Here is a 19,946-nt window from a genome sequence, read left to right on the forward strand (position 1 = left end):
ACACCACTTCTTGGGACGCGATCGTCGCGTTCACACCGATGGCCATGTCGTAAGCGATAACAACATTGTCGAATGCGTGTTCCGTCCGATCCCCTGAGCCGCAAGAACAACGTCCTCGCATCACGCATATTCTGCAATGATGGCCCGTGTCGTCTGGACCGCAGCTGCCAGTTCTGCCCGATCCGGCTCCTTGAGCCCCAGCCCCACCGGATCAAATGACAACTGCACTGGCCCACCTCCACTAGCTCCCGCGCGAGCTGCTCGACCCCGCGCACGATTTGGCCGCGAAGGCGTGGAACTCTGCGTATTCGATACGGGCATCTCCGCCGTTGCCGGTGAGGTCGCTACCCCAGAACCATTTGCGCCTGCGGCCGCCCGCACTTCCTGCAGCTCTTGCTTCAGCTTCTCGACCGTCTCGCGAGTCTCGGACATCTGTCGGTCCCGCCGCAGGCCGTCCTCGTCCGGATACGGGAAACTACCCGACTGGCCCGCGTGCAGCACCTTGAGCGCCGGGTCCTCGAAATACTTCACCCTTCTTGCCCGGATCGGCATCTGCGCGTCGATCACGAGGATGACCTCGTCGAGGTCCATGCGTCGGGCCTCATCCTCGGTCAGGAGCGGGGTATCTTCTGTCCTCTCCGAGACGCTGCGCCCTTCGAATGGATTGCGTCCAACAGCACGGGAGCGGGTCACCACACGCTTGGTGGTCTTGCCGACAGCCTGGCTCAATTCCTCGATGGTCTTCTGCTCGGACGGGGTGAGGTAGAGCTTTACCCCGGCGCCGCCCTGCAGCGACCTGCGGGTGTTTTCACCATAGATCTCGTCCAGCGCGGGGATGGTCTGGGTCACGATGGCGAGGTTACCGCCGAAGGAGCGCAGCGTCTTGATGCTCTCGGCGACGATTGGCATTTTCCCGAGCCGGTCAAACTCGTCGAGCATGATCATCACCGGCCAGGGCTCATCATCGCCGGGTTCCCGCGCCTGCAGCGAGGCAATCAGGTCCGAAAAAAAGAGGCGGATCAGCGGGGCAAGCGGACGGATCATCTCGGATTCGACCACAAGATAGATCGCATGTGGGCGGCGGCGGATATCCCGGAAGGAGAAGTCAGAGGTCGCGGTGGCCGCGTCGATCGCGCGGTTGTCCCAAGTGTCGAGGCCCGATGTCATCAGGAGGGAGAGGTAGGAAGTGAGGGTGTCGTTGTTGGTCGATGCCATACGCTCGAAGATCAGCTTGGCCGAGGTGTTCTTCACCTCCTGCGAACGCTTCAGGTATTCCTTCTGCTTGTCGCCCCCCGAGGCTGTGATGCGATAGATCTCGCCGATGGTCGGCACGCCGCGCTCAAAGGCCAGAAGACCGGCCGCCACGAAGAGGTCGATACCCCCGGCCAAAAGCCCGCTCAGCTTTTCATTGTCGGTCTGCAGGAAGAGCTTCGCGGTGAGTTTCAGCTCCATCTGCTGCCGGTCGGGGTTGGTCATGGCAGCAATGCGCGCCAGCGGATTATAGCGATGTGTCGGTCGGTCCCAGTCGGTCGGCGCGAAGCGGAAAACCTTGTCCCCCATGCTGGCGCGGAAGCGCGAGGTCTCGCGGAAGTTCTCGCCTTTCACGTCGAGCACTACGGCCGAACCCTTGTAGGTCAGCAGGTTCGGGATCACGAACCCCACGCCCTTGCCCCGGCCTGTCGGCGCCACGATCAGCGCGTGGGGGAAGGTTTTTGAGACTAGGAACTGGCGCTTGGATTTCGGGGAGCCGAGCTTGCCCAGAAGGAAGCCGCCGCCGGGCTTGGCAAAGAAACCGTTCCTCTTCATCTCGCTGCGAGTCTGCCAATGCGTCGTCCCGAAGCGGGTCAATGCATCCCCCAGAAGCGTGACGCTCAGCATCAGCGATGCCAGGCCGAAGCCGCCAAGGATGAGGTTCACCCAGAGGAAGTCTTTTGGTGCAGACTGAGACAGACCCCGATATTCGCGGGCAAGCAGGGTGACGTCGAAACGCGTGGGAGAAAGCCCATAGCGGAACATGACAAAGCCGGTCGCCACGACATAGCCCATGGCGAGACCGACCAGCACGAGGCTCAACACTCCGAAGGCAATCTTGCCTTTATCCATGGGTGATCCCCTTCTCGCCATCTGCCGAAGCGTGGCGTGCGCGCTGCGCCTCTATCTGTTCTTCCGCCAATGCATCGAGAACGCGCTCCATCGCCGGGCCGTGCGCAGTGACCTCGCTGCTCTGGAGATAGGTTCTAGCGAGTTCCAGCTGGCGGAGCGGATCCTCAGTGAACTTATCGAGGACTTCTGCGTTTCCGGCCCGCAGCGCGTCGATTGTGTCGGGGCTTAGTCGCTCGTTTATCTGCCGGACGATGTCCTGCTGCTCTGACTCGGAGAGCGGGCCCTCGACGTCGGCGTTTCGCACAAAGGCCATGACGGTTGGCGCTGTCTCTTCCAGATACCGGCGCTCGGCGTAGTCTTGTCGCGCCTGGTCCTCGATCTCGAAACTGCGCTCGCTGATATAGGCACGCGACGCGCCGAGCGAACGAAGGTGATTGATTTCGTCCTGGACGGCCTGCCCGAATTCATCATCCGGCATCTCCGTGCGATAGCGGGCGAGGATGCGGAGCTCTTCCGTGATCGGACCGAGATGATCCGAAGGATCCCGCAAGGCGAGGTCCATGTCGCCAGCATGAAGCGTGCGGTCCTGCGCCGATACCGCATATTGCGGCGGCATTCGACTGTCAGTCATCTGTTCCCAAGCCATCGAGGCCAGTTCGGCATGCTGCGGAGATCTCTGCGCGTAGGCATCGAACGCGGCGCGGGCCTCCTCCACCTCCACGGCGCCCGCCCGCCGCACCGAGGGGTCGTCGGAGAACGGATGATCGAAATCCGTCCGGCGGAACTGCGCCACCAGCGCCCTGAACGCCTGCCGCTCCGATGGAGCAAAAATGCCGGACCCGTCTTGCGCGAGATCGCCCCTAGGTGTCGTCAGCCGCTCGCCGAGCACAGCCTCGGCGTCATCCACCTCGTCGACCTCGGTTGGCGCGCGCAGGACTCGTCCATCGGTCAGGACATCGCCCAACCGAACATGCACAGCTTCCAGCCGGTCGAGCGCTTCTTCCCGGTCCGCAGATTTCTCCAGATCGAGGTCGCTTGCTTTGGCAATCCCCTGCAGATCCTGTGCCAGCCACTGGCGCTCCAAAGCGGCATTGCCTGCCCCCTCCCGCAGGCGCGCGGCCACAGCCTCGGCATCGATGCCCGTGCCTTGCAACGCCTCGGCCAGCTTTGGTGCCACCTCTCCATCGTCAAGACGCGCGAGGTGTTCTTCACTTAAGTTCGGCCTTGCATAGATGCCGTCCCGGGATGGGGCATCGACCAGGGCGGCGGAGCGATCCCCGAGCGGGTTCAAATGCGCGACCGAGGCCAGAACGTCGGTCAGCTTGCGCTCGATCACCGGCCGCTCGGCCGCCGGCGCCCTGTCGATCGCCGCCTCGATCTGGCGAATGTTCTGAGAAAACTCGGTGATCAGCGTGTCGAACGCTGCTTCGTCTTGGGACATGTAGATGGCTCCGTCAGATTGAATCTGACCGCCTCTGGCAAGGATGGTGCTGGCCCTCTCGAGCGCTTCGGCCACGTCTTCGAAATTCGAACGGGACGCCTCCGCCGCGAGCCCGCGATAGATCAAAGCGTTGTGCCGGACGGTTTCCAGAGCGGCCGCCAGGTCAGCACCGGTTCTCTGGCGCTCGACTGGGGGACGACCTTCGTCGCGAGCCTTGTAGATTTCATCGATCTCGGCGCGGTAGGTCGTGACGCCGCGATCCAGACGGCGCGTCGCCTCAAGGCGGATCCCATGAACTTGGGCCGCCTCGACCATCGCCTCGCGAAAGGCGTCGTAGTTGAAGTGATGATCCTTCCCGAGAAAGAACATTTCGCCATCCTTGCTGCGGCGGTTCAGAACGATATGCGCATGTGGATGCGCGCGATCTTGGTGTATTGCAGCAATATAGTCGAATTGCGACCCCTCACCTTGAAAGAACTTCTCGCAGACCGCCTGGGTGATATCGCGCACCTCCTCGCCGCTGGTTCCAACCGGGAATGCCATCAGCAGATGCGACGTATGGCCAAGCTTGGGGCTGTAGCGCTCGTTCCACTGGTTCTCGAACCGCCGCGCCACTCGGTTGATCTCGGCTTCCGAGAGCAGCTTCTTCCCGTCATGGGTGCCGCGACTGTCGAGGATATGGGTCGACTTCGTCGTGAGATATGTGAGCTGCGCCCGTAGCTGCGCCCCGGTGTGGCAGCCCCCTTTCGAGATAGCCTTGAAGATCGCTGGCGAATAGCCGCGCGCGGCCCGAACCATCTGCGCGCCCATGGAAAGCCCCTGCCAGGATCCCGAAACCCGGCTCCAGCCTCGTTCAAATAGCGCCGGGTCGATGCCACGGACCCGGTCACTCCGCGCCATTCTCATCCCTCTCGGCGAGGCCCGCCAGGGCAGAGCTGATCTCAAGGTCCAGCAGTCTGCGCCGCGCACGCGACATCTCCTGGACCTGGTCGGCCAGATCGAAGACCAGACCCGCAAGGGCGCGGACGTCACGGTGACTTGAGGCCGGGTAGGACAGTCTCTCGCCCCGCACCTTGGCCTCGTTCAGACGTCGCGCGATCTGGTTCACGTTGTTGCCGACCCGGTTGAGCGCGGCGCCGAGGCAGCGCAACTCGTCACACATCTCGTCGTCGGGCAGGAAGACACCTGCGGCCGCCAGCATCAGGCGGCGCATGGCATCCGAGCGGTGCGCAATCCCGCGCCGCGACAGCGCCGCGTCGAACCGGCGCAGGTCGTCGTCCGAGACCCGGATCCCCACAACCCGCGATCGGCTGCCGTTCGCTGTCTGACGCTCATTCCGGTGGTTCACCACGTTGTAGATCGTCTTCAGGCTGACATCGTAGCGCGCGGCCAATGACGCCGCGGAGACGCCGTTCCGGCGCTCCTGGGCGATGGTCAATCGCTCGATCTCTGACAGTCTGCGGCGGCGGGGCATTTTGAAGTTAACGTTCCTATTTCTTGCCAGCTTCGTACAAGCCCGCCGACTCCCAACGCAAGTGGAGTCGGCTATAAGGGCTTGTACTCAATGTAGAAAATCGCCCTGCAGGGGCGATTTCCCGTCCTTTGTCAAATGGATCGCGCTTCGCGCTCATGGCACCACGCGATGCGGTCCCCGCATCGCGCATCGCGTCTTTCGCGCCCCGTCTCTTGCACCCCGCAAGACGGGTTTTGCCGCGTGCTAACCGTCTCGCGTCACCCGCAGAACGACATACGCGAGACTGCCTCCCGTCGTCTGGAGCGCGCTATCCGTCACCTGCATTCCGTCCGCAGCACATCGCCAAACGCATCCCGACATTTGGAGGGTGTGTGGTGCCCCGCGACGAATGCTGAAGGCACCACGGCAGACGTCGCACGGTCATCGCAAAACGCCGCCCGCAGCATGCCAGGCGCGGGTCGCATCCCGACTTCTGCTTGACCCCTCCGCCTCATGCGTTTAGCGACATTTTGGTATTATCGTTGCGATTCACTATTTTTGCGGAGGATCAGAATGCCGAACGAAAATCTTGTGGTGATCGCAGCGATGGCTCGGAAAGGGGGCAGTGGAAAAACGACGCTTTCGCGCGCCTTGATCAGCGCCGCGATCGCCGCCGGACGCAGAGTGATGTTGATCGACACGGACAGCACGAGAGTACTCGGGGCATGGCATGCTCGGGCGGAAGCCGGTGGGCTGAGTTCGCCGCTTCTCTGCTCGGCCACCGTCGAAAGCGTGGCGGGTGTCGAGGGTCAGATCGATCAGGTCTACATGGCAGGCACAGCAGACTTCATCTTCATCGATACCGCGGGGGTCGGTGCCGAATGGTCAGACGGCATCGCGGTGCTTGCGGACCACATTGTGACGCCCGTCATGCTGTCGACATCTGATTTCGATGTCGGAGCGCAGACGGCTGATTGGTTTGAGAAGCTGAAATCCCGTGTTGACGACCCCTCCAGCCTTCCGCGCCACCACGTCGTCCTGAACATGGTCGACCCGAAAACGACCCGTGCTGACGCCGCCCTGATTGAAGAAGCGCTCACCCGTTTTCCGGTGATTGAGACCGTCATGATGCGACGAAACACTTACAAGGAGATGGATCAGAAGGGGCTTCTCCACGCCTTGGCGCTGGAAAAGCAATCTGATCCAAACCCTCTGATGCGTCCACATGTACGTCATGTCGTCGAGGCGCTCGAGGAGGCGACGGACATCCTCAACAATATTCTTGCTGCGTGAGGACAGTCGATTGCGCAAGAAGATCCCGACCATCACCAGGCCCGACCCAGCCTACGCCGCCACCCTGCAACAGGGTGACCGCGAGATTCCCGGGAAGGAAGACGAGGCACAGGTCACAGCAACAAAGACAGGCACCCCATCCGCTGACGTTGACGCTGATCGGCACGAGGCAGAGCGTGCGCCGGACGGTACCGTGGCGCCGCACCAAGTCACCGCGGAAAGCTCTGACCCGCATACCAGCCTGAGAGCTCCCGTATCGGCGCGCGCTTTGAGCCCCACCCGGAAGATCGACATCAGGGTCAACGCACTCGAACGACAGGAAGCAGCGCTCCAGACTTGTGGTGTTGAGCCAGCACATGTCGTGCGTGCCGCCCTGCGCCGTGCAGTCAAAGGCTGGCAACTGTCGCCGGTCTTCGTGCCAGTCGCGGAGGAGCGGCGCACGAGAAACACGCAGTGGCAGGCCCGGACATCTCTGGCAGTCGATGCGGCCAGCCTGAGTGTCCTCCTCCGGGACCACGACCCCCTCGACGTCTTGAGTAAATGGGCCCTGATCCGCGGCCAGGTGGAACCACGCATATGGAGCGAGATCGACAAAATCTTGGAAGAAATTGCTGTTCGTGCTGCATCGCCGCATGAACCGCACACTTAATAGACGAACACCTGAGAAGACGATCTGCATTGCTCCAAAGGATTTTTGTTCATTGGGCAGTGTTCATCTTGAAGTTGTTTATGCTGTCCCTTAGCACGCCCTGATAAATTTTCATGACGACACCGTGAACACATTTCAAAGAAGACTTTCGGAGGAACGCATTATGAACACGAAGCCCCGCCTGACTGGCGAACCGATCATGCGCATCCTCTGCAAGACATCTGAAAATCTGGTTGGCTACCTGTACCAATGGAACAATGGCGACGTGCAGCCTGCCTGGTTCGACGGCGCCATGGCGGACGTTCGCTATGAACCATTCATTCAAGCGCCGGAACAAAACCCTGTCGATTTGAAGACCCCCAGACCGCGTCAGCGGGATCTGACGCACCTTGAAAAGGCCTAGCTCAAGACCTCGCGTCAGTTTGTGGGTCACCCCATCCCGCAGGTCCTTTGAGCGATAGAGTTGACTTCTATGCCTCAGAAGTGATCTAGATATGAGTTATAGAAAGGATGTCTATAACTCATGGCTTGGAACTGGACGCTGCCTGATTGGCCGGATTTCCGGTATGACGCCTCTGCTCTCGAGCCGTTTGAGCAGACGTTCCTGCTGTCGTCCGGAGAAATCCTCGGCGCGGTCCATCATGTCAGCCAGCCGGAACGCGAGCAACTCCGCATCGAACTGCTCAGCGAGGAAGCGATGCAGACGAGCGCCATCGAGGGTGAAATCCTCGATCGGCTCAGTGTCCAGTCTTCGCTGCGCCGCCATCTGGGCCTCGATCCGGACAGCACCCCTGCCAAACCGCGCGAACAGGGCGTCGCGGAAATGATGGTCGACGTCTATTCCAGTTTTGCAGAGCCGCTGACCCATGAGACACTGTACCGCTGGCATCGAATGCTCCTGTCCCATGACCGTCGGTTGGAAACCATCGGTGCCTACCGACAACACGCCGAGGCGATGCAAATCGTTTCCGGCCGCCTTGACCGGCCCACGATCCATTACGAAGCGCCGCCTTCAGAGCGGGTCATGCCTGAGATGGAGCGATACGCGGATTGGTTCAACAAGACCGGGCCGGGGGGAGCAGAGCCGCTTCCAGCGCTGACGCGCGCAGGGTTAAGCCACCTCTATTTCGAGAGTATCCACCCATTCGAAGACGGCAACGGCCGCTTGGGTCGCGCCCTCGCTGAAAAGTCGCTGGCGCAGAACATTGGCCAGCCGACCCTCATCTCGCTCGCCTTCACCATCGAGAAGGAGCGCAAGGGATACTACGATCAGCTTGAGCAGCATCAAAAAACGCTCGACGTGACCGATTGGCTCGTCTGGTTCGCAGAAGTTGTCTTGAAGGCCCAACAGGCAACACTCGACCGCGTAGGCTTCTTCATCAGCAAGGCACACTTCTACGATCGTCACAGAGACCACTTGAACGAACGCCAGGCCAAGGCCATCGCTCGAATGTTTCAGGAAGGCCCTGGCGGCTTCAAAGGCGGCCTCAGCGCCGACAACTATCTCAAGATCACCGGAACCTCACGCGCGACCGCGACCCGCGATCTGCAGGATCTGGTCGAGAAGGGCGTGCTCGCTCGAACCGGCGAGCGGCGGCATACGCGATACTGGTTGAAACTCGACTGGATTGAATAAAAATTGCACGAAAACAACAACTTATCAAAAATCCGATAATTCGTTTTATGTAACATCTATCTTTGCAAGCAGGGATAGCTAATCGAAACCCTCATACCCAATTTGTCAGCCAAGAAGGTTAAGCTCTTTATCGAGTTGGATCATTTTTCCCAGTCCACGAGGCCGTGATCCCTGAGAGTGGACTCGGGCAGCGATCTTACCTTGTCGCAGAACACAACAGCGTTGTTTGTGTCGGATCGAGCTGATGGGACAATCAGGCCATCGAAATCTAGGAAGTGTGCGACTTCACCAATCTCCTGAGTACGAGGATATTCGTCGTTCTTTTGCTCATAGGAAAGACGACCGAACGTCTCCGTGTTCAACCCAACGTCGGAAAGCGCGTCAAGATCCAAAAATCGCAGCGCCCGTTCAAGTAGAAGTTCGATCTCGAACATGCGGTACTTAACTTTACTCGGCATAATCGGTTGGCCGCGCATCAAATGAAAGCGCATCTCTTCCAGAGCGCCCGACCGAGACGTTGAGGTATAGAGCACATCGAAGGTTCCGTCGTCCCACCGACCTCCCGACGCGCTGCACAACAGCGGGTCTCGTCCGTCACGAACCAAGCGCCAAACATTGCCCTCAAAAACGACTGGCTCGATTGCCTCAATCGCGTCGATCAGCCGGTTGTCGCGTCGAGCTTTAACCATTCATCGAACCTACACATAAACATCATTGTCCAGCCGGTCGATAACGGCCAGAACCTCGAGCGAGCGATCATTATGAATAAGATCCATGGCGCGCTCGCCGCCAAGTTGCGGGTGCCGCGCGTACAACCAGGCGCGAACCTCGTCCGGCGTGTAGTATTCATTGAGACGGCCGACGACGTAATAGAGGTCGGACAGAATCAGTTCGTTCTTTGGTTGCGGTTTGATATCACCAGCCTTCCAACGCGACACCGTAGCTTTGGAGACATCCGTAATATTTGCGATATCGGTTCCTTTAAGGCCCCCGATGTCGGCGAGTTCGCCTATGTAGCGTGACACTGCACTTTGCATTTCTTACCTCTGATCGCCACGACGCAGGGCAATATCGACATTGAAGTCGCAAGCCCGAACTCGCGGTGACTCTGTTCCGCGCTCCTCATGGAGCTTTTCAAGCGCGTCTGCAACCTTGCCCATCGTCTCTGCGTGTCCTCTGGTCCGCTTGAGCAGACTTGGCAAGTCGACACCCGCCGCCTGGGCTTGAGCTTCAGTGGGCTTGAGGAAGCTGACATCTTTTGCCCTGCGCTCGGCATCCGCCATCGTCTTTGACAAAAAATGCCCTGCTCGGTTGAGGTCCGGTACAGACTGAAGCGCTTCTTGTGAGCGCACCAAGTGAAGTGCCTGTACCTGCTTTCGAGTTCTTACCATTTCCTCGACACTGGAAACGGAAACGAACTCGCTTTGAAGAAGCAGCTTCCGGCCACCGCGAGACTTGGCTAGCAATTCAAACTCGTGTGCATAAAAGCCCCGACCAAGACCCGGTACCTGAACAATGCTACGCCGACCGAACTGCGCATCGGGATCGGGCTCTTCTGGGGGTTTGTGCCAATCACGTGCGTTGAACTGGTCCAACTCGAGAATTCCGCTCGCGGAGCCAGAAGCCACACCGAATGCTTCGGTAGCCTCCGCGTTCAAACCAGAACAGTAGTCCAAAATGACAGGCTTCCCCATATTGTGGAAACCGCTGAGCATCCGTATCAAAGACCGAACCTTTTGCGGACCTGGCTCCTTCCCGAGACCGGAAAGGCGCATCCAAATCGCATCGACGGGAAGGATCGAAAGGGTCTCGGCAAGCGCCTTCCGCGACGCGGGATCCACCAATCCTTGAACGCTTTGTATAACCGGGTAGTCGATCCGGACCTGGCCTCCCCCCAAACGATCAAGCGCCAATCGGAGGGCCGAACACGCAGCCGCATCGACCTTGAGCCATCCGTCAAATTTCGGATCGCCCAAGAAGTGACTCGGAGCCAGCACGCGATCCGCACCGACCGCAACCACCATTTCCGCGATGCGCTCGATGACCTCTGTAGTAAATGCGTCCGGCCCCAAGGGAGACATCGGAGCCTCGACCAACCATGGGGAGTTACGCACAAACGTCCTATGTCGCGCCAAGCTCGACAGTTCGGCCGCTCCGGTGTCGATCGTGATCTCAACACCTTCAACTTTTAACTCTTTCGCTAGAGCAGTCTGTCGGTTGAGGCGTGCGGCGTCAAAGACAACTCGAGAAGCAGGCAGCCCCCCGGACGCGTACATCTCGGCAAACTTGTTGTGAGAGTCTCCGACACGGAAGAACTGCGCTAACGGCGAACGCAGTCGCTGGCCTTTCGGAAATGGGACGACAACCTTGGTCATGGCGCTTGTTCCATATCAGTTTCACAAATTTAAATAGTGAAACTGATATGGAATGTCAATCCTTGGCATTCACTCTATCAAGCAACCGATAACCTCGCCGCTTCTTCGTCGCCGCGAGCTTCATGAGTGCCGTGACAGCCCTTCCCTCGTCATCATGCCGTTCTATCAGCATCTGCCCTCGAAACCCGATACGGCCCCATTCCCGCACAAGGCATGCGCCGCCAAACAGGTCCGGCTGAACGCTCATTCGATAGAAGCGGCGCATGTTCAGAGACGGGTCGATCCGCTTGAGATCGACCGTCGTCGGGAACACTTCCATTTGCTGCGATGTGTCGAACATGTTGTTGGCGCCTCTCTCCAGACCACAATATCAAGCGCTCTTCGACGTTTCCACAATGTTCTGTCCCGGATTGAAGTCGGGGGCTCACGCCCCCTTCTCGAACTTCATGACCGGGATGCCAAGCTTCTTGGCCTTGTCGGCGAGGTTTTCCTGGATACCGGTTCCGGGGAAGACAAGGACCCCGACCGGGAGCACATCCAGCATCGCGTCGTTGCGCTTGAAGGGCGCGGCCTTGGCGTGCTTGGTCCAGTCGGGCTTGAAGGCCACCTGCGTCACGCCCCGGGCTTCGGCCCATTTGGCGGCGATGAGCTCTGCGCCCTTCGGGCTACCACCGTGCAGGAGGACCATGTCGGGATACTTGGTCCGGACCTGGTCGAGCTTGCCCCAGATCAGGCGGTGATCGTTGAAATCGGTCCCGCCGGTGAGGGCGACCTTGGGGCCTGCGGGCAACATCACCTCGGTTTCGGCGCGGCGCTTCGCGGCGAGGAAATCGCGGCTGTCGATCAGGGCGGCGGTCATGTGCTGGCGGTTCACCATCGAGCCGGTGCGGGGGCGCCAGGTCGATCCCGTGTGATGGACGAACTCGGTGGCGGCGTGATCGCGCATCATGTCCATGCAGTTGCGCCGTTCAACGAGAGTCAGGCCTTCGGCCGTTAGGCGCTCGAGTTCGACGGACTTCACTTCGGAGCCGTCCTGCTCGCGTTGGAGGCGGCGCTGCGCCTGCTCGTTCTCATCGAGCGTCCGCTCGATCCGGGCCGTGGCGCGGTGGAAGAGGTTGACCTGGCCCCAGAGCACTTCTTCGAGGTCGGGTTCCATGCGGGTGTCTTCGAGGGTCGCAACGAGGGCGTCGAAGATGTCGGCGACGGCGACGGCGAGGCGCTGCCCATCTGGCATCGGGCGCGGATCGGGCTCGTCAAAGGGGCGGTAGCCATAGAGCTGCAGCTCGTCGAGCGCATGGGCGGTCTGGGATGCGGTGTGGGCGGGTTCATACGCGTCGTCGTGGGTGTGGATCGTCATCGGTTTCTTGCCTCCGGGCCTGTCTCGTCCGCGCGTCATCCCGCGCGGCCTTCATGGGCTGCGGAAGCCGTCACGGGGGACGCCCCTTCACCCCGCCTTCGGGGACGGAACGCATGTGGAGGAGGACGGGGGGCGGCTGATTTGTCTCGCGATGCAAAGGCGGCTCTGCCGCCGGCGGAAATCAGTTGCCCCCCGTCCTTGAATGGGCGTCACCTTTGACGGCCGCCTGCCCATCTCTTGAAGGCCGTGTGGGTGACGGGTGGATGAGATTGCCCGGGAAGAGGCAAGGCGACGGTCCAGAACCGCGACTGAGATCCGTGACCCCTGCCCCGCTATCCCCGACCGCCCCCTACGCGATGCTGCTCAGCCGGACAGGCGATACCGATCCTCGGGCCCGATCTGCCCTGCCAGATGCTGGCGCAGCGCGTCCTTGCCGTTCGCCCGAAGATCATCGTTGAAATCCCCGAGCCGCGGTTCCAGCACCCGCACACGCACCCCGACCTCGGAGGCTCTGGCGCTCAACTTCTCTGCCGCGCGCTGCCCGGCCGGATCGCGATCGATCGCGACGTAAAGGCGCTTGAGCCCCTTCGGCAATAGGACCGCCCCGAGGTGACCCGAAGAGAGCGCCGCCCAGACGGGCAGACCTGGGATTGCCTCGGACAGGGACAACATGGTCTCGATGCCCTCGCCGACGACGAGGATGTCATCCTGCGGGGTGAGCCTGACAGCATTGCCGAGGAGGTGACCCATAGCCCGACGCTCTGGATTCACTGCCGCCTTCCCCTGTCCGTCAGGCGCCAGCCAGGTGCGATGCACGCCCTGCACGCCCCCTGCCCCATCGGTAACCGCCGCGATCATCGCCGGTCTGGGGATGCTCCGGGTCTGCCCCTCTTCCCGATGCCAGCACTTCGGGTGGAAGCGTAAGGCGCCGTTCGCCCCGAATTGGGTGATGCCTCGGGAATGGAGGTAGGTCTCAGCAAGCGTGCCTGTGATCGGGTTCGAGGCAGCAAACAAGCGCGCCGCCGCCGCAGGAGTGCCACCGGACGCCTTGGCCTTCCTCGGCTCTTGCCTATCCGGTTCGACCGGCTGCGGACGGCCAAGATGCGCTCGGGCCTCGGCAAGAAGGTCGGGGAAGCGCGTGATCCCCGTCCGGGCGCGGATGATGTCGAGGAGATCGCCATGCGCGCCGACGGCAGGGTCCTGCCACTTGCCCGCTGCCCCTGGTCCCGACGCAGGGCCCGTCAACCGCACGAAGAGCGACCGGCCGGGGTTATTCTGCAGATCGCCGACGATCCAGTAGGATCCTTCCCGCCGTCCGGCGGGAAGGTAGGCACGACAGACGCCTTCGGCATTTTCTGCCAGATCGCGTATGAGGTCTTCGGTCTCGGAATACATGGGTCAACAACCTCCGCGATCATGTAGACTTGCGACAGGACAACGTGCAAGCAGACGATCCAATATCGCGACGCCATCGGCGCCAGTTGAGCAGAACAGCCGCAGCTTCCAGCTGATGATTTCCGAAAAGAAGCCATCGGCCTTGAGCCGGTCCTTCGCCGCATCCAAGAAGCCCGAGAGCTCGATCCGGTTGACGCCCATGACGCGCGAGCGGTGCAACTCCATCCCTTCGGCCAGCCGCACCACAGTCTTTCCCTCCAGAATGAGGGCATGGACCTGCGTCGCCGAGAGCTTGGGCGCGTCTTTGGCCAGCGTGGTCGCGACCCAAGCCGGCGAGACACGGCGCCCGATGATGCGCTGCCCGTCATCGGTCTGCAGGCGATAGACGCGGGTTTCATCCTGGGGAAGCTGCTTCCAGATCGGCAGCAGCAGACCTGCCACGATGTGCAACGTGGTTTCCGAGAACTCCGGCACCTCGGCCAGTTCCGCAGCCCAAGCGGCGGAGAAGGCTGCGCGGTCGGCCTCGAGCCAGTGGGTGTCCTCCATGATCCTCGCCGGGACTGTGCTGACATCAAGCGGGCGGATCAGGCGCAGGCGCGGCTCGATGGTGCCATCGTCCAGCATCAGGCTGGTGGCGGGCACCTGCACGGCAGCCCGGCCCGAGCGGCTGTTCACCAGAAGCCGCGCCTGCGGGTCATCCAGCCAGTCGAGCGCATCCGCGAGGGAAGTCGGCGTGTTGCGGCGCTTTTCCGCGATGGTCAGAAGCTGGGTTTCTGCGCCGGAACCGGGATGGGTGTAGATATCGCGTGCGTCGGTCACCCGGAAGCTCTCCGCACGGAGTGTCTCGAGTCCGAGGTCGTAGACCCCGGCGGCGATGGCGCCCTCAATTCGCTGATCGAGCAGCTCCTCGAAACCCGCGAACAGCACGGCCTGCATGTCGATCGTCAGCGCCAGCAGGCGATTGAGGAAGGTCGTGATCGGCGGCAGGTCATCCTTCAGCCCGTTGTCATCGGTCAGGCTGAGCCCGGTCGCATCCTCGAAAGCCCCGAGCGAACATCCGGCCAGATCGCCGCGATAGATGCGGCGGTAAAGCTGGCGCAGCGCGTCGCGGGCGTAAGGCGACTCGAGGTTGTCCTCGGGGCGGAACAACCCCTGCCCGCCGGTCTGGCGCTGGCCGCGCGTGATGGCGCCAAGCGTGTCGAGGCGGCGCGCAATGGTCGACAGGAACCGCTTCTCCGCTTTCACATCAGTGGCGACCGGTCGGAACAGTGGCGGCTGCGCCTGATTGGTGCGGTTTGTGCGGCCGAGACCCTGGATCGCGGCATCTGCCTTCCAGCCGGGTTCCAAGAGGTAGTGGACCCGCAAGCGCTGGTTCTTCGCTCCGAGATCGGCGTGATAGCTGCGCCCGGTACCGCCGGCATCCGAGAAGATCAGGATCCGCTTTTGATCATCCATGAAGGCTTGGGTTTCCACGAGGTTCGCAGCTCCGGCCCGGTTCTCCACCACGAGCCGTGCCGAATGCCTTTCGCCCTTGCGCACGATGCGCCGCGAGCGGCCCGTGACCTCGGCCACGAGATCGGTGCCGAAGCGCTGGACGATCTGGTCGAGCGCACCCGGCACCGGCGGCAGCGAAGCCAGTTTCTCGATCAGCGCGTCTCGACGGCGGACGGCCTCGCGGCATTCGACCGGCTGGCCATCGCGCACCACGGGACGGGAGGAAAGATTGCCCTCGCTGTCGGTGAAAGGCTCGTAGAGCTGCACCGGGAAGGAATGGGCGAGGTAATCGAGGACGTATTCCCTGGGCGTGATATCACAGCGGATATCGTTCCACTCCTCGGTCGGGATCTCCGACAGGCGGCGTTCCATCAGTGCCTCGCCCGTCGAGACGATCTGGATGACCGCCGCATGACCTGCCGCCAGATCGGCCTCGATGGATGCGATCAGCGTGGGGGTCTTCATCGAGGTGAGCAAATGGCCGAAGAAGCGCTGCTTGGCGGACTCGAAAGCTGACCGCGCAGCGGATTTCGCCTGGCGGTTCAGCGTGCCCGACCCGCTCGGCCCGTCGGCCGCGCCGGAAATGTTCGCGGCCTCCAGTGCCGCGGTCAGGTTGTTGTGAATGATGGCGAAGGCCCCGGCATAGGCATCGTAAATGCCGCGCTGCTCGAGGCTGAGCGCGTGTTCCAGCATCTCGTATTCGACACCGTCATAGGACAGCGACCGCGCCGTGTAGAGGCCGAGCGCCCGAAGGTCGCGGGCCAGAACCTCCATCGCCGCGACCCCGCCAGCCTCAATGGCTTCCACGAATTCCGACCGGGTCTGAAAGGGGAAATCCTCCCCGCCCCAGAGCCCGAGACGCTGAGCATAGGCAAGGTTGTGGACCGTCGTCGCGCCCGTGGCCGAGACATAGACTACGCGGGCATTGGGCAGTTTGTGCTGCAGGCGCAGGCCCGCCCTGCCCTGCTGCGAGGCCATGGTATCGCCCCGCTCGCCTTTGCCGCCGGCAGCATTCGCCATGGCATGGCTTTCGTCGAAGAGAATCACCCCGTCGAAATCCGCGCCGAGCCAGTCGACGATCTGGTCGACGCGGGATTTCTTGGCACCCCGTTCTTCCGAGCGCAGCGTCGCATAGGTGGTGAAGAGGATTCCCTCGGTCAGCGGGATGTCGCGGCCTTGTGCGAAACGCGACAGCGGCGTCACCAGAAGCCGCTCCTGGCCAAGCGCCGACCAGTCGCGCTGCGCATCCTCCAGAAGCTTGTCGCTCTTCGAGATCCAGAGCGCCTTGCGTCTTCCTCGGGCCCAGTTGTCGAGCAGAATCCCGGCCGACTGACGGCCCTTGCCCGCCCCGGTGCCATCACCGAGGAAGAAGCCGCGGCGGAAGCGGACGGCGTCAGCGGCGTTCTCCGGTGCGGCCGAGACCATGTCTCCGGTCTCATCCACGGTCCACGACCCGGCGAGATGCGCGCCATGCGCTTCGCCCGCGTAGATGACGGTCTCGAGCTGCGCGTCTGACAGCAGGCCGTCGCGCAGGATGGTCGCCGGAAGCTTGGGGCGATAGCTCGGTTTCGGAGGTGCGACAGAGGCCATGGCCGCCGATTGCACAAGCTTGGTCGGGTGCGCGGTCGCTGCGGGGATGTCGATCGCCTGCAGTCGGAAGGTCTCGTAGATCGCGTCGGACAGCCGTGCGGCGTCCTCGTCCTCGGCGGCGTCGCGGAGAGCGTAGTCCAGTTCCTCGGCCTCAATCGGTGTTTCGGGTTTCTCCGGTTGAGCCGCAGAGGTCGAGCGCGATCGGCTGGTGGTTGTGTATGTGGCGCGGGCAGGACTTCCCGGGAAGAAGGAAGAGTGGCCCAGACCCGCATTTACGGCCTGTTCCAGCTCGAGGCGCGGCGGAACCTCTGCAGTGATCCGGGACATCAGATGCGCCACGTCCGGGGACATCGGCTGGCGCAAGTCAGCGGTGATGCCGCCTGGCTCACCGCCGCGGCATTTATCGAAGACAGAAATCCGCGTCTCGAAGCTGGTGCCGTGCTTGGCGAAAGCGGCGCCCGACACCGCGCCGGAGAACACCAGACGCGCGGTCTCGGTCAGACGGCCGAAGGTCTCGGCCCAGGCAGGCGCATCCGGCGCGAAACCGGCTCCGGTGATGGCGACGAGCCGTCCGCCGGGGGCCAGACGCGCGAGGGCCGAGCGCAGATGCCGGGCCGTCGCCTCGGTCGACCGACCATCGACATTGGCTTGGGCCGAGAAGGGCGGGTTCATCAGGATGACGCTCGGGCTTGAGGAGGCGTCGAGATGATCATCGATCTGCGCGGCATCAAACCCCGTGACCGGTCGGCCCGGGAACAGCAAGCGAAGAAGGTCGGCGCGGGTGTCCGCCAACTCGTTCAGCGAAAGATTGCCGCCCGCAATCTCGGCAAGGATCGCCAGGAGCCCGGTCCCGGCAGACGGCTCGAGGACCATGTCCCGGGGCGTGATCTGTGCTGCCGCCACAGCCGCGAGCCCCATGGGCAAAGGCGTGCTGAATTGCTGAAATCGCTCCATCTCTTCCGACCGCCGGGTGTGCGTGGGCAAGAGGCCTGCCACCTTGGCGAGGATCGGCAAGAGCGCCGCAGGCGAGCCGGCACGCGCAAGCAGCGCCCGACCGAACTTTCGCAGAAAGAGGATCAGCGCCACCTCGCCCGCCTCATAGGCGAGCTTCCAGTCCCAGGCACCGGTCGCATCGGAACCGCCAAAGGCATGTTCCATCTCGCGGCGAAGGCGCAGCGCGTCGATCTGAAGCCCTTGCGCCAGATCGGGCTGCAGCGCTTCGGCAACAGCAACGATCGCAGGGGCAGGATTTGCTGCCAACGGGACAATGGGCGCAGGCAAGGACGCCTGCGCAACAGGGGCAAGATGGGTCATCGGGAAACTCCGGAATGAAGGACAGGATCAGGCCCGGACACCCTCTCTCGGGCAGCCTCGGACCTGATCTTTCCCGGCCCCTCTCTCCCTCTCGCACCAAGGTGTTCCCGACGCTTGGCTTGATTTTGTTCTTGTTATGTTCTACTTTCAGAGCCAAGTCAGAAAGGGGGTTCCACCATGGAAAGCACCAAGCACGCCCTGCCCGTAACGCCCAAGCAGATTGCCTATGCGCGGTCGCTCGCCCTGCGCAACCGGACGCTCCTGCCCTGGGAGGTTCAGCAAGACCGGCGATCTTTGAGCGCCTGGATCGAGGCTCAGGCCCAGCTGAAACCGGTATCGGACATGGACCGGCTGCCCACGTCCAAGCAGGTGGCCTTCGCTGAGAAACTCGCCCGGATCAAAAGGCGCGCCGTTCCGGACGAATGCTTCCGCGACAAGGGGCTCATGTCGAAGTGGATCGACGGGAATAAGTGACGGGTGTCAGCTGGCGGATGACTTGTCGGCGCAAGAATCCACCAGAGTTTCCCTCCGCCTACGAAACGCTGCTCGTAGTGCGTCGGTCGGTGGGGGCGGACAGTCCAACGCCTCAAAGAACGGCTGATGGTCACATGGCTTCAAGTTCGTGACGTCCGCGCTGTTGTCGTTTGCCTGTTTCATTTCTTCGCCCCCCCAAGGCGCATGCGCTGTAACTTGTCAGCCGACGGCCGCAATCGAGTAGTGCGGTGTCCCATCCCACACAAGATCCCAAGACGCGCCCGGACGAACGTTCTGAATTGCGTGGGGCTCGAAGCAGACCAGGCAATTCCCGCCCGGTGCAGGAGCCCGGACCGAAGGGTAAATCAGGCCCTTGGATCCGCCCCGACGCAGATGCTGTGCCAGGCTTTGGCCCTCGGGATACCCGACAGCCGGATCCGGATGCAGCGCCGGATGACCTGCCTCATCGGTCATGTCGTTGAAGACGCCGATGAAGTCGGCCAGCAGTTCCACATAGCGGGCGCTGTCATGGAAGCTGCCGGTAAAGCCGAGTTCGCGCGTGCGGTGCCAGGCCACTTCGCTGACAGAAACCATCACATCCCATGCGCAGTACCACGCGCCGCGCTCCTCGGCGTTGAAGCGGTTTCCGCCGGCGCGGGTGTAAGTGAAGGCTGCGTTGACGTGACTGTCCCCATAGATGCGCAGATCGCGGCTGCGGCGTTGCCAAGCGAGTTCGCGCGGGTCCAGATGCGGGTTGCGCCCGCGTTCGGCCTGTAGACGTCCACTGGTCATGCCCTCGATCTCTGCCAAGATCTCCATCTCGTCATCGGTATCGACGAGACCGCGCAACGATGGTGGCTTGTGGTAGGTGGCGGGCAGGAGACGAACGAGACCGCGATCGGAAATCTCGGTCTTCTTCATGCCCCACCACGCAACGCATCAAGATAGGTCCGAACCGCGAGGATCTGCGGCAACCCCCCGTCGATGGCGGTGTCGACTGGTCGGCTTCCACCAAAGAGCGGCCCCTTGTTCGGTCGGGTGAACCAGCTTTTTGCCAGAGGCTCCGAGAAGTAGAGTTCGAGCGACTTGAAGATGCCAATTACAGCGCTGAGCCGCAGCAGCTGGTCCTTGGTGAGCTCTCCGGCGAAATCCGGCTTCTTGGCGCGCTTCCACGTGCTCTCTGACATGTCGGCAAGGCCAGCCGCTTCCTTGAGACTGAGACCCCAAGCATCGGCCACGCGTGCATAAGCTTTCAACGCGACGGCGTTGATCTGTGCGGGTTCCCGGATTTTCTCTGCAACGTGCATGGCGTCCTCCATTGACTTCAATATAGTCCATATGGACTTACTGTAAAGATCAAATGAACCTTGCG

Annotated in this window: 17 protein-coding genes; 5 read left to right on the forward strand and 12 right to left on the reverse strand. The window is 62.0% G+C overall.

Annotated features, from left to right (window positions below):
* Nucleotides 1-120: 120 nt before the first annotated feature.
* Genes TP2_RS03875 through mobC form a run of 3 tightly spaced genes read right to left on the reverse strand, consistent with a single transcriptional unit; the run spans nucleotide 121 to nucleotide 4,982 of the window.
* Entirely contained in the window at nucleotides 121-2,103 is a 1,983-nt protein-coding gene (locus TP2_RS03875) for a type IV secretory system conjugative DNA transfer family protein (protein ID WP_038073746.1), read from the reverse strand.
* A complete protein-coding gene (locus TP2_RS03880) occupies nucleotides 2,096-4,444 on the reverse strand; it encodes a relaxase/mobilization nuclease domain-containing protein (RefSeq protein ID WP_038073749.1) in 2,349 nt (782 codons plus the stop codon). Before TP2_RS03880 ends, TP2_RS03875 begins: the two co-directional genes overlap by 8 nt.
* A complete protein-coding gene (mobC, locus tag TP2_RS03885; RefSeq protein ID WP_240473704.1) occupies nucleotides 4,431-4,982 on the reverse strand; it encodes a plasmid mobilization relaxosome protein MobC in 552 nt (183 codons plus the stop codon). Before mobC ends, TP2_RS03880 begins: the two co-directional genes overlap by 14 nt.
* A gap of 588 nt (nucleotides 4,983-5,570) precedes the next feature.
* On the opposite strand from mobC, the gene TP2_RS03890 reads away from it, so the two are divergent.
* The 4 genes from TP2_RS03890 to TP2_RS03905 all read left to right on the forward strand — a co-directional run bounded on the left by TP2_RS03890 (nucleotide 5,571) and on the right by TP2_RS03905 (nucleotide 8,575).
* On the forward strand, nucleotides 5,571-6,290 hold the full coding sequence (locus TP2_RS03890) for a ParA family protein (RefSeq protein ID WP_038073754.1): 720 nt from the start codon (nucleotides 5,571-5,573) through the stop codon (nucleotides 6,288-6,290).
* 10 nt (nucleotides 6,291-6,300) lie between these two features.
* On the forward strand, nucleotides 6,301-6,939 hold the full coding sequence (locus TP2_RS03895) for a hypothetical protein (RefSeq protein WP_038073759.1): 639 nt from the start codon (nucleotides 6,301-6,303) through the stop codon (nucleotides 6,937-6,939).
* Nucleotides 6,940-7,102: 163 nt separating this feature from the next.
* A complete protein-coding gene (locus TP2_RS03900; RefSeq protein WP_038069146.1) occupies nucleotides 7,103-7,342 on the forward strand; it encodes a hypothetical protein in 240 nt (79 codons plus the stop codon).
* A gap of 120 nt (nucleotides 7,343-7,462) precedes the next feature.
* Complete coding sequence (locus tag TP2_RS03905) at nucleotides 7,463-8,575, forward strand: Fic family protein (RefSeq protein ID WP_038073760.1); 1,113 nt, start codon at nucleotides 7,463-7,465, stop codon at nucleotides 8,573-8,575.
* A 140-nt stretch (nucleotides 8,576-8,715) separates the two neighbouring features.
* Here the strand turns inward: TP2_RS03905 and TP2_RS03910 are convergent, their stop codons facing one another.
* The 7 genes from TP2_RS03910 to TP2_RS03940 all read right to left on the reverse strand — a co-directional run bounded on the left by TP2_RS03910 (nucleotide 8,716) and on the right by TP2_RS03940 (nucleotide 18,100).
* On the reverse strand, nucleotides 8,716-9,264 hold the full coding sequence (locus tag TP2_RS03910) for an RES family NAD+ phosphorylase (RefSeq protein ID WP_038073761.1): 549 nt from the start codon (nucleotides 9,262-9,264) through the stop codon (nucleotides 8,716-8,718).
* 9 nt (nucleotides 9,265-9,273) lie between these two features.
* Entirely contained in the window at nucleotides 9,274-9,612 is a 339-nt protein-coding gene (locus TP2_RS03915; protein WP_038073762.1) for an antitoxin Xre/MbcA/ParS toxin-binding domain-containing protein, read from the reverse strand.
* Between the two features lie 3 nt (nucleotides 9,613-9,615).
* Nucleotides 9,616-10,950, reverse strand: a complete 1,335-nt coding sequence (locus tag TP2_RS03920) for a hypothetical protein (RefSeq protein WP_038073763.1) — start codon at nucleotides 10,948-10,950, stop codon at nucleotides 9,616-9,618.
* Between the two features lie 55 nt (nucleotides 10,951-11,005).
* Nucleotides 11,006-11,290: a WGR domain-containing protein gene (locus TP2_RS03925; RefSeq protein ID WP_038073764.1), complete on the reverse strand. Its 285-nt coding sequence runs from the start codon at nucleotides 11,288-11,290 to the stop codon at nucleotides 11,006-11,008.
* 84 nt (nucleotides 11,291-11,374) lie between these two features.
* Nucleotides 11,375-12,307, reverse strand: a complete 933-nt coding sequence (locus TP2_RS03930) for a DUF2493 domain-containing protein (protein ID WP_038073772.1) — start codon at nucleotides 12,305-12,307, stop codon at nucleotides 11,375-11,377.
* Nucleotides 12,308-12,670: 363 nt separating this feature from the next.
* Nucleotides 12,671-13,702: a DUF7146 domain-containing protein gene (locus TP2_RS03935; protein WP_038073782.1), complete on the reverse strand. Its 1,032-nt coding sequence runs from the start codon at nucleotides 13,700-13,702 to the stop codon at nucleotides 12,671-12,673.
* A gap of 3 nt (nucleotides 13,703-13,705) precedes the next feature.
* Nucleotides 13,706-18,100 carry a bifunctional class I SAM-dependent methyltransferase/DEAD/DEAH box helicase gene (locus tag TP2_RS03940; RefSeq protein ID WP_038073783.1) on the reverse strand — a complete coding sequence of 1,465 codons (4,395 nt, stop codon included), beginning with the start codon at nucleotides 18,098-18,100 and terminating at the stop codon, nucleotides 13,706-13,708.
* Between the two features lie 177 nt (nucleotides 18,101-18,277).
* Between TP2_RS03940 and TP2_RS03945 the strand changes: the two genes are divergently transcribed.
* Nucleotides 18,278-18,574 (forward strand): hypothetical protein, encoded by a 297-nt coding sequence (locus TP2_RS03945; RefSeq protein ID WP_038073784.1) that lies wholly within the window; start codon nucleotides 18,278-18,280, stop codon nucleotides 18,572-18,574.
* 219 nt (nucleotides 18,575-18,793) lie between these two features.
* On the opposite strand, the gene TP2_RS03950 is transcribed toward TP2_RS03945, so the two are convergent.
* A complete protein-coding gene (locus tag TP2_RS03950; RefSeq protein WP_038073790.1) occupies nucleotides 18,794-19,495 on the reverse strand; it encodes an RES family NAD+ phosphorylase in 702 nt (233 codons plus the stop codon).
* Entirely contained in the window at nucleotides 19,492-19,893 is a 402-nt protein-coding gene (locus TP2_RS03955; protein WP_020038226.1) for an MbcA/ParS/Xre antitoxin family protein, read from the reverse strand. The genes TP2_RS03950 and TP2_RS03955 overlap by 4 nt, the downstream gene beginning before the upstream one ends.
* Nucleotides 19,894-19,946 lie beyond the last annotated feature (53 nt).

Origin of the sequence: Thioclava pacifica DSM 10166 (genome assembly GCF_000714535.1) — a bacterium.
Taxonomy (GTDB): domain Bacteria; phylum Pseudomonadota; class Alphaproteobacteria; order Rhodobacterales; family Rhodobacteraceae; genus Thioclava; species Thioclava pacifica.

Excerpts from the sequence above, each read along its gene's own strand:
- TP2_RS03875 (WP_038073746.1), bottom strand. The coding sequence starts at position 2,103 with ATGGATAAAGGCAAGATTGCCTTCGGAGTGTTGAGCCTCGTGCTGGTC.
- TP2_RS03880 (WP_038073749.1), bottom strand. The coding sequence starts at position 4,444 with ATGGCGCGGAGTGACCGGGTCCGTGGCATCGACCCGGCGCTATTTGAA.
- TP2_RS03890 (WP_038073754.1), top strand. The coding sequence starts at position 5,571 with ATGCCGAACGAAAATCTTGTGGTGATCGCAGCGATGGCTCGGAAAGGG.
- TP2_RS03900 (WP_038069146.1), top strand. The coding sequence starts at position 7,103 with ATGAACACGAAGCCCCGCCTGACTGGCGAACCGATCATGCGCATCCTC.
- TP2_RS03905 (WP_038073760.1), top strand. The coding sequence starts at position 7,463 with ATGGCTTGGAACTGGACGCTGCCTGATTGGCCGGATTTCCGGTATGAC.
- TP2_RS03910 (WP_038073761.1), bottom strand. The coding sequence starts at position 9,264 with ATGGTTAAAGCTCGACGCGACAACCGGCTGATCGACGCGATTGAGGCA.
- TP2_RS03915 (WP_038073762.1), bottom strand. The coding sequence starts at position 9,612 with ATGCAAAGTGCAGTGTCACGCTACATAGGCGAACTCGCCGACATCGGG.
- TP2_RS03920 (WP_038073763.1), bottom strand. The coding sequence starts at position 10,950 with ATGACCAAGGTTGTCGTCCCATTTCCGAAAGGCCAGCGACTGCGTTCG.
- TP2_RS03925 (WP_038073764.1), bottom strand. The coding sequence starts at position 11,290 with ATGTTCGACACATCGCAGCAAATGGAAGTGTTCCCGACGACGGTCGAT.
- TP2_RS03930 (WP_038073772.1), bottom strand. The coding sequence starts at position 12,307 with ATGACGATCCACACCCACGACGACGCGTATGAACCCGCCCACACCGCA.
- TP2_RS03935 (WP_038073782.1), bottom strand. The coding sequence starts at position 13,702 with ATGTATTCCGAGACCGAAGACCTCATACGCGATCTGGCAGAAAATGCC.
- TP2_RS03940 (WP_038073783.1), bottom strand. The coding sequence starts at position 18,100 with ATGACCCATCTTGCCCCTGTTGCGCAGGCGTCCTTGCCTGCGCCCATT.
- TP2_RS03945 (WP_038073784.1), top strand. The coding sequence starts at position 18,278 with ATGGAAAGCACCAAGCACGCCCTGCCCGTAACGCCCAAGCAGATTGCC.
- TP2_RS03950 (WP_038073790.1), bottom strand. The coding sequence starts at position 19,495 with ATGAAGAAGACCGAGATTTCCGATCGCGGTCTCGTTCGTCTCCTGCCC.
- TP2_RS03955 (WP_020038226.1), bottom strand. The coding sequence starts at position 19,893 with ATGGAGGACGCCATGCACGTTGCAGAGAAAATCCGGGAACCCGCACAG.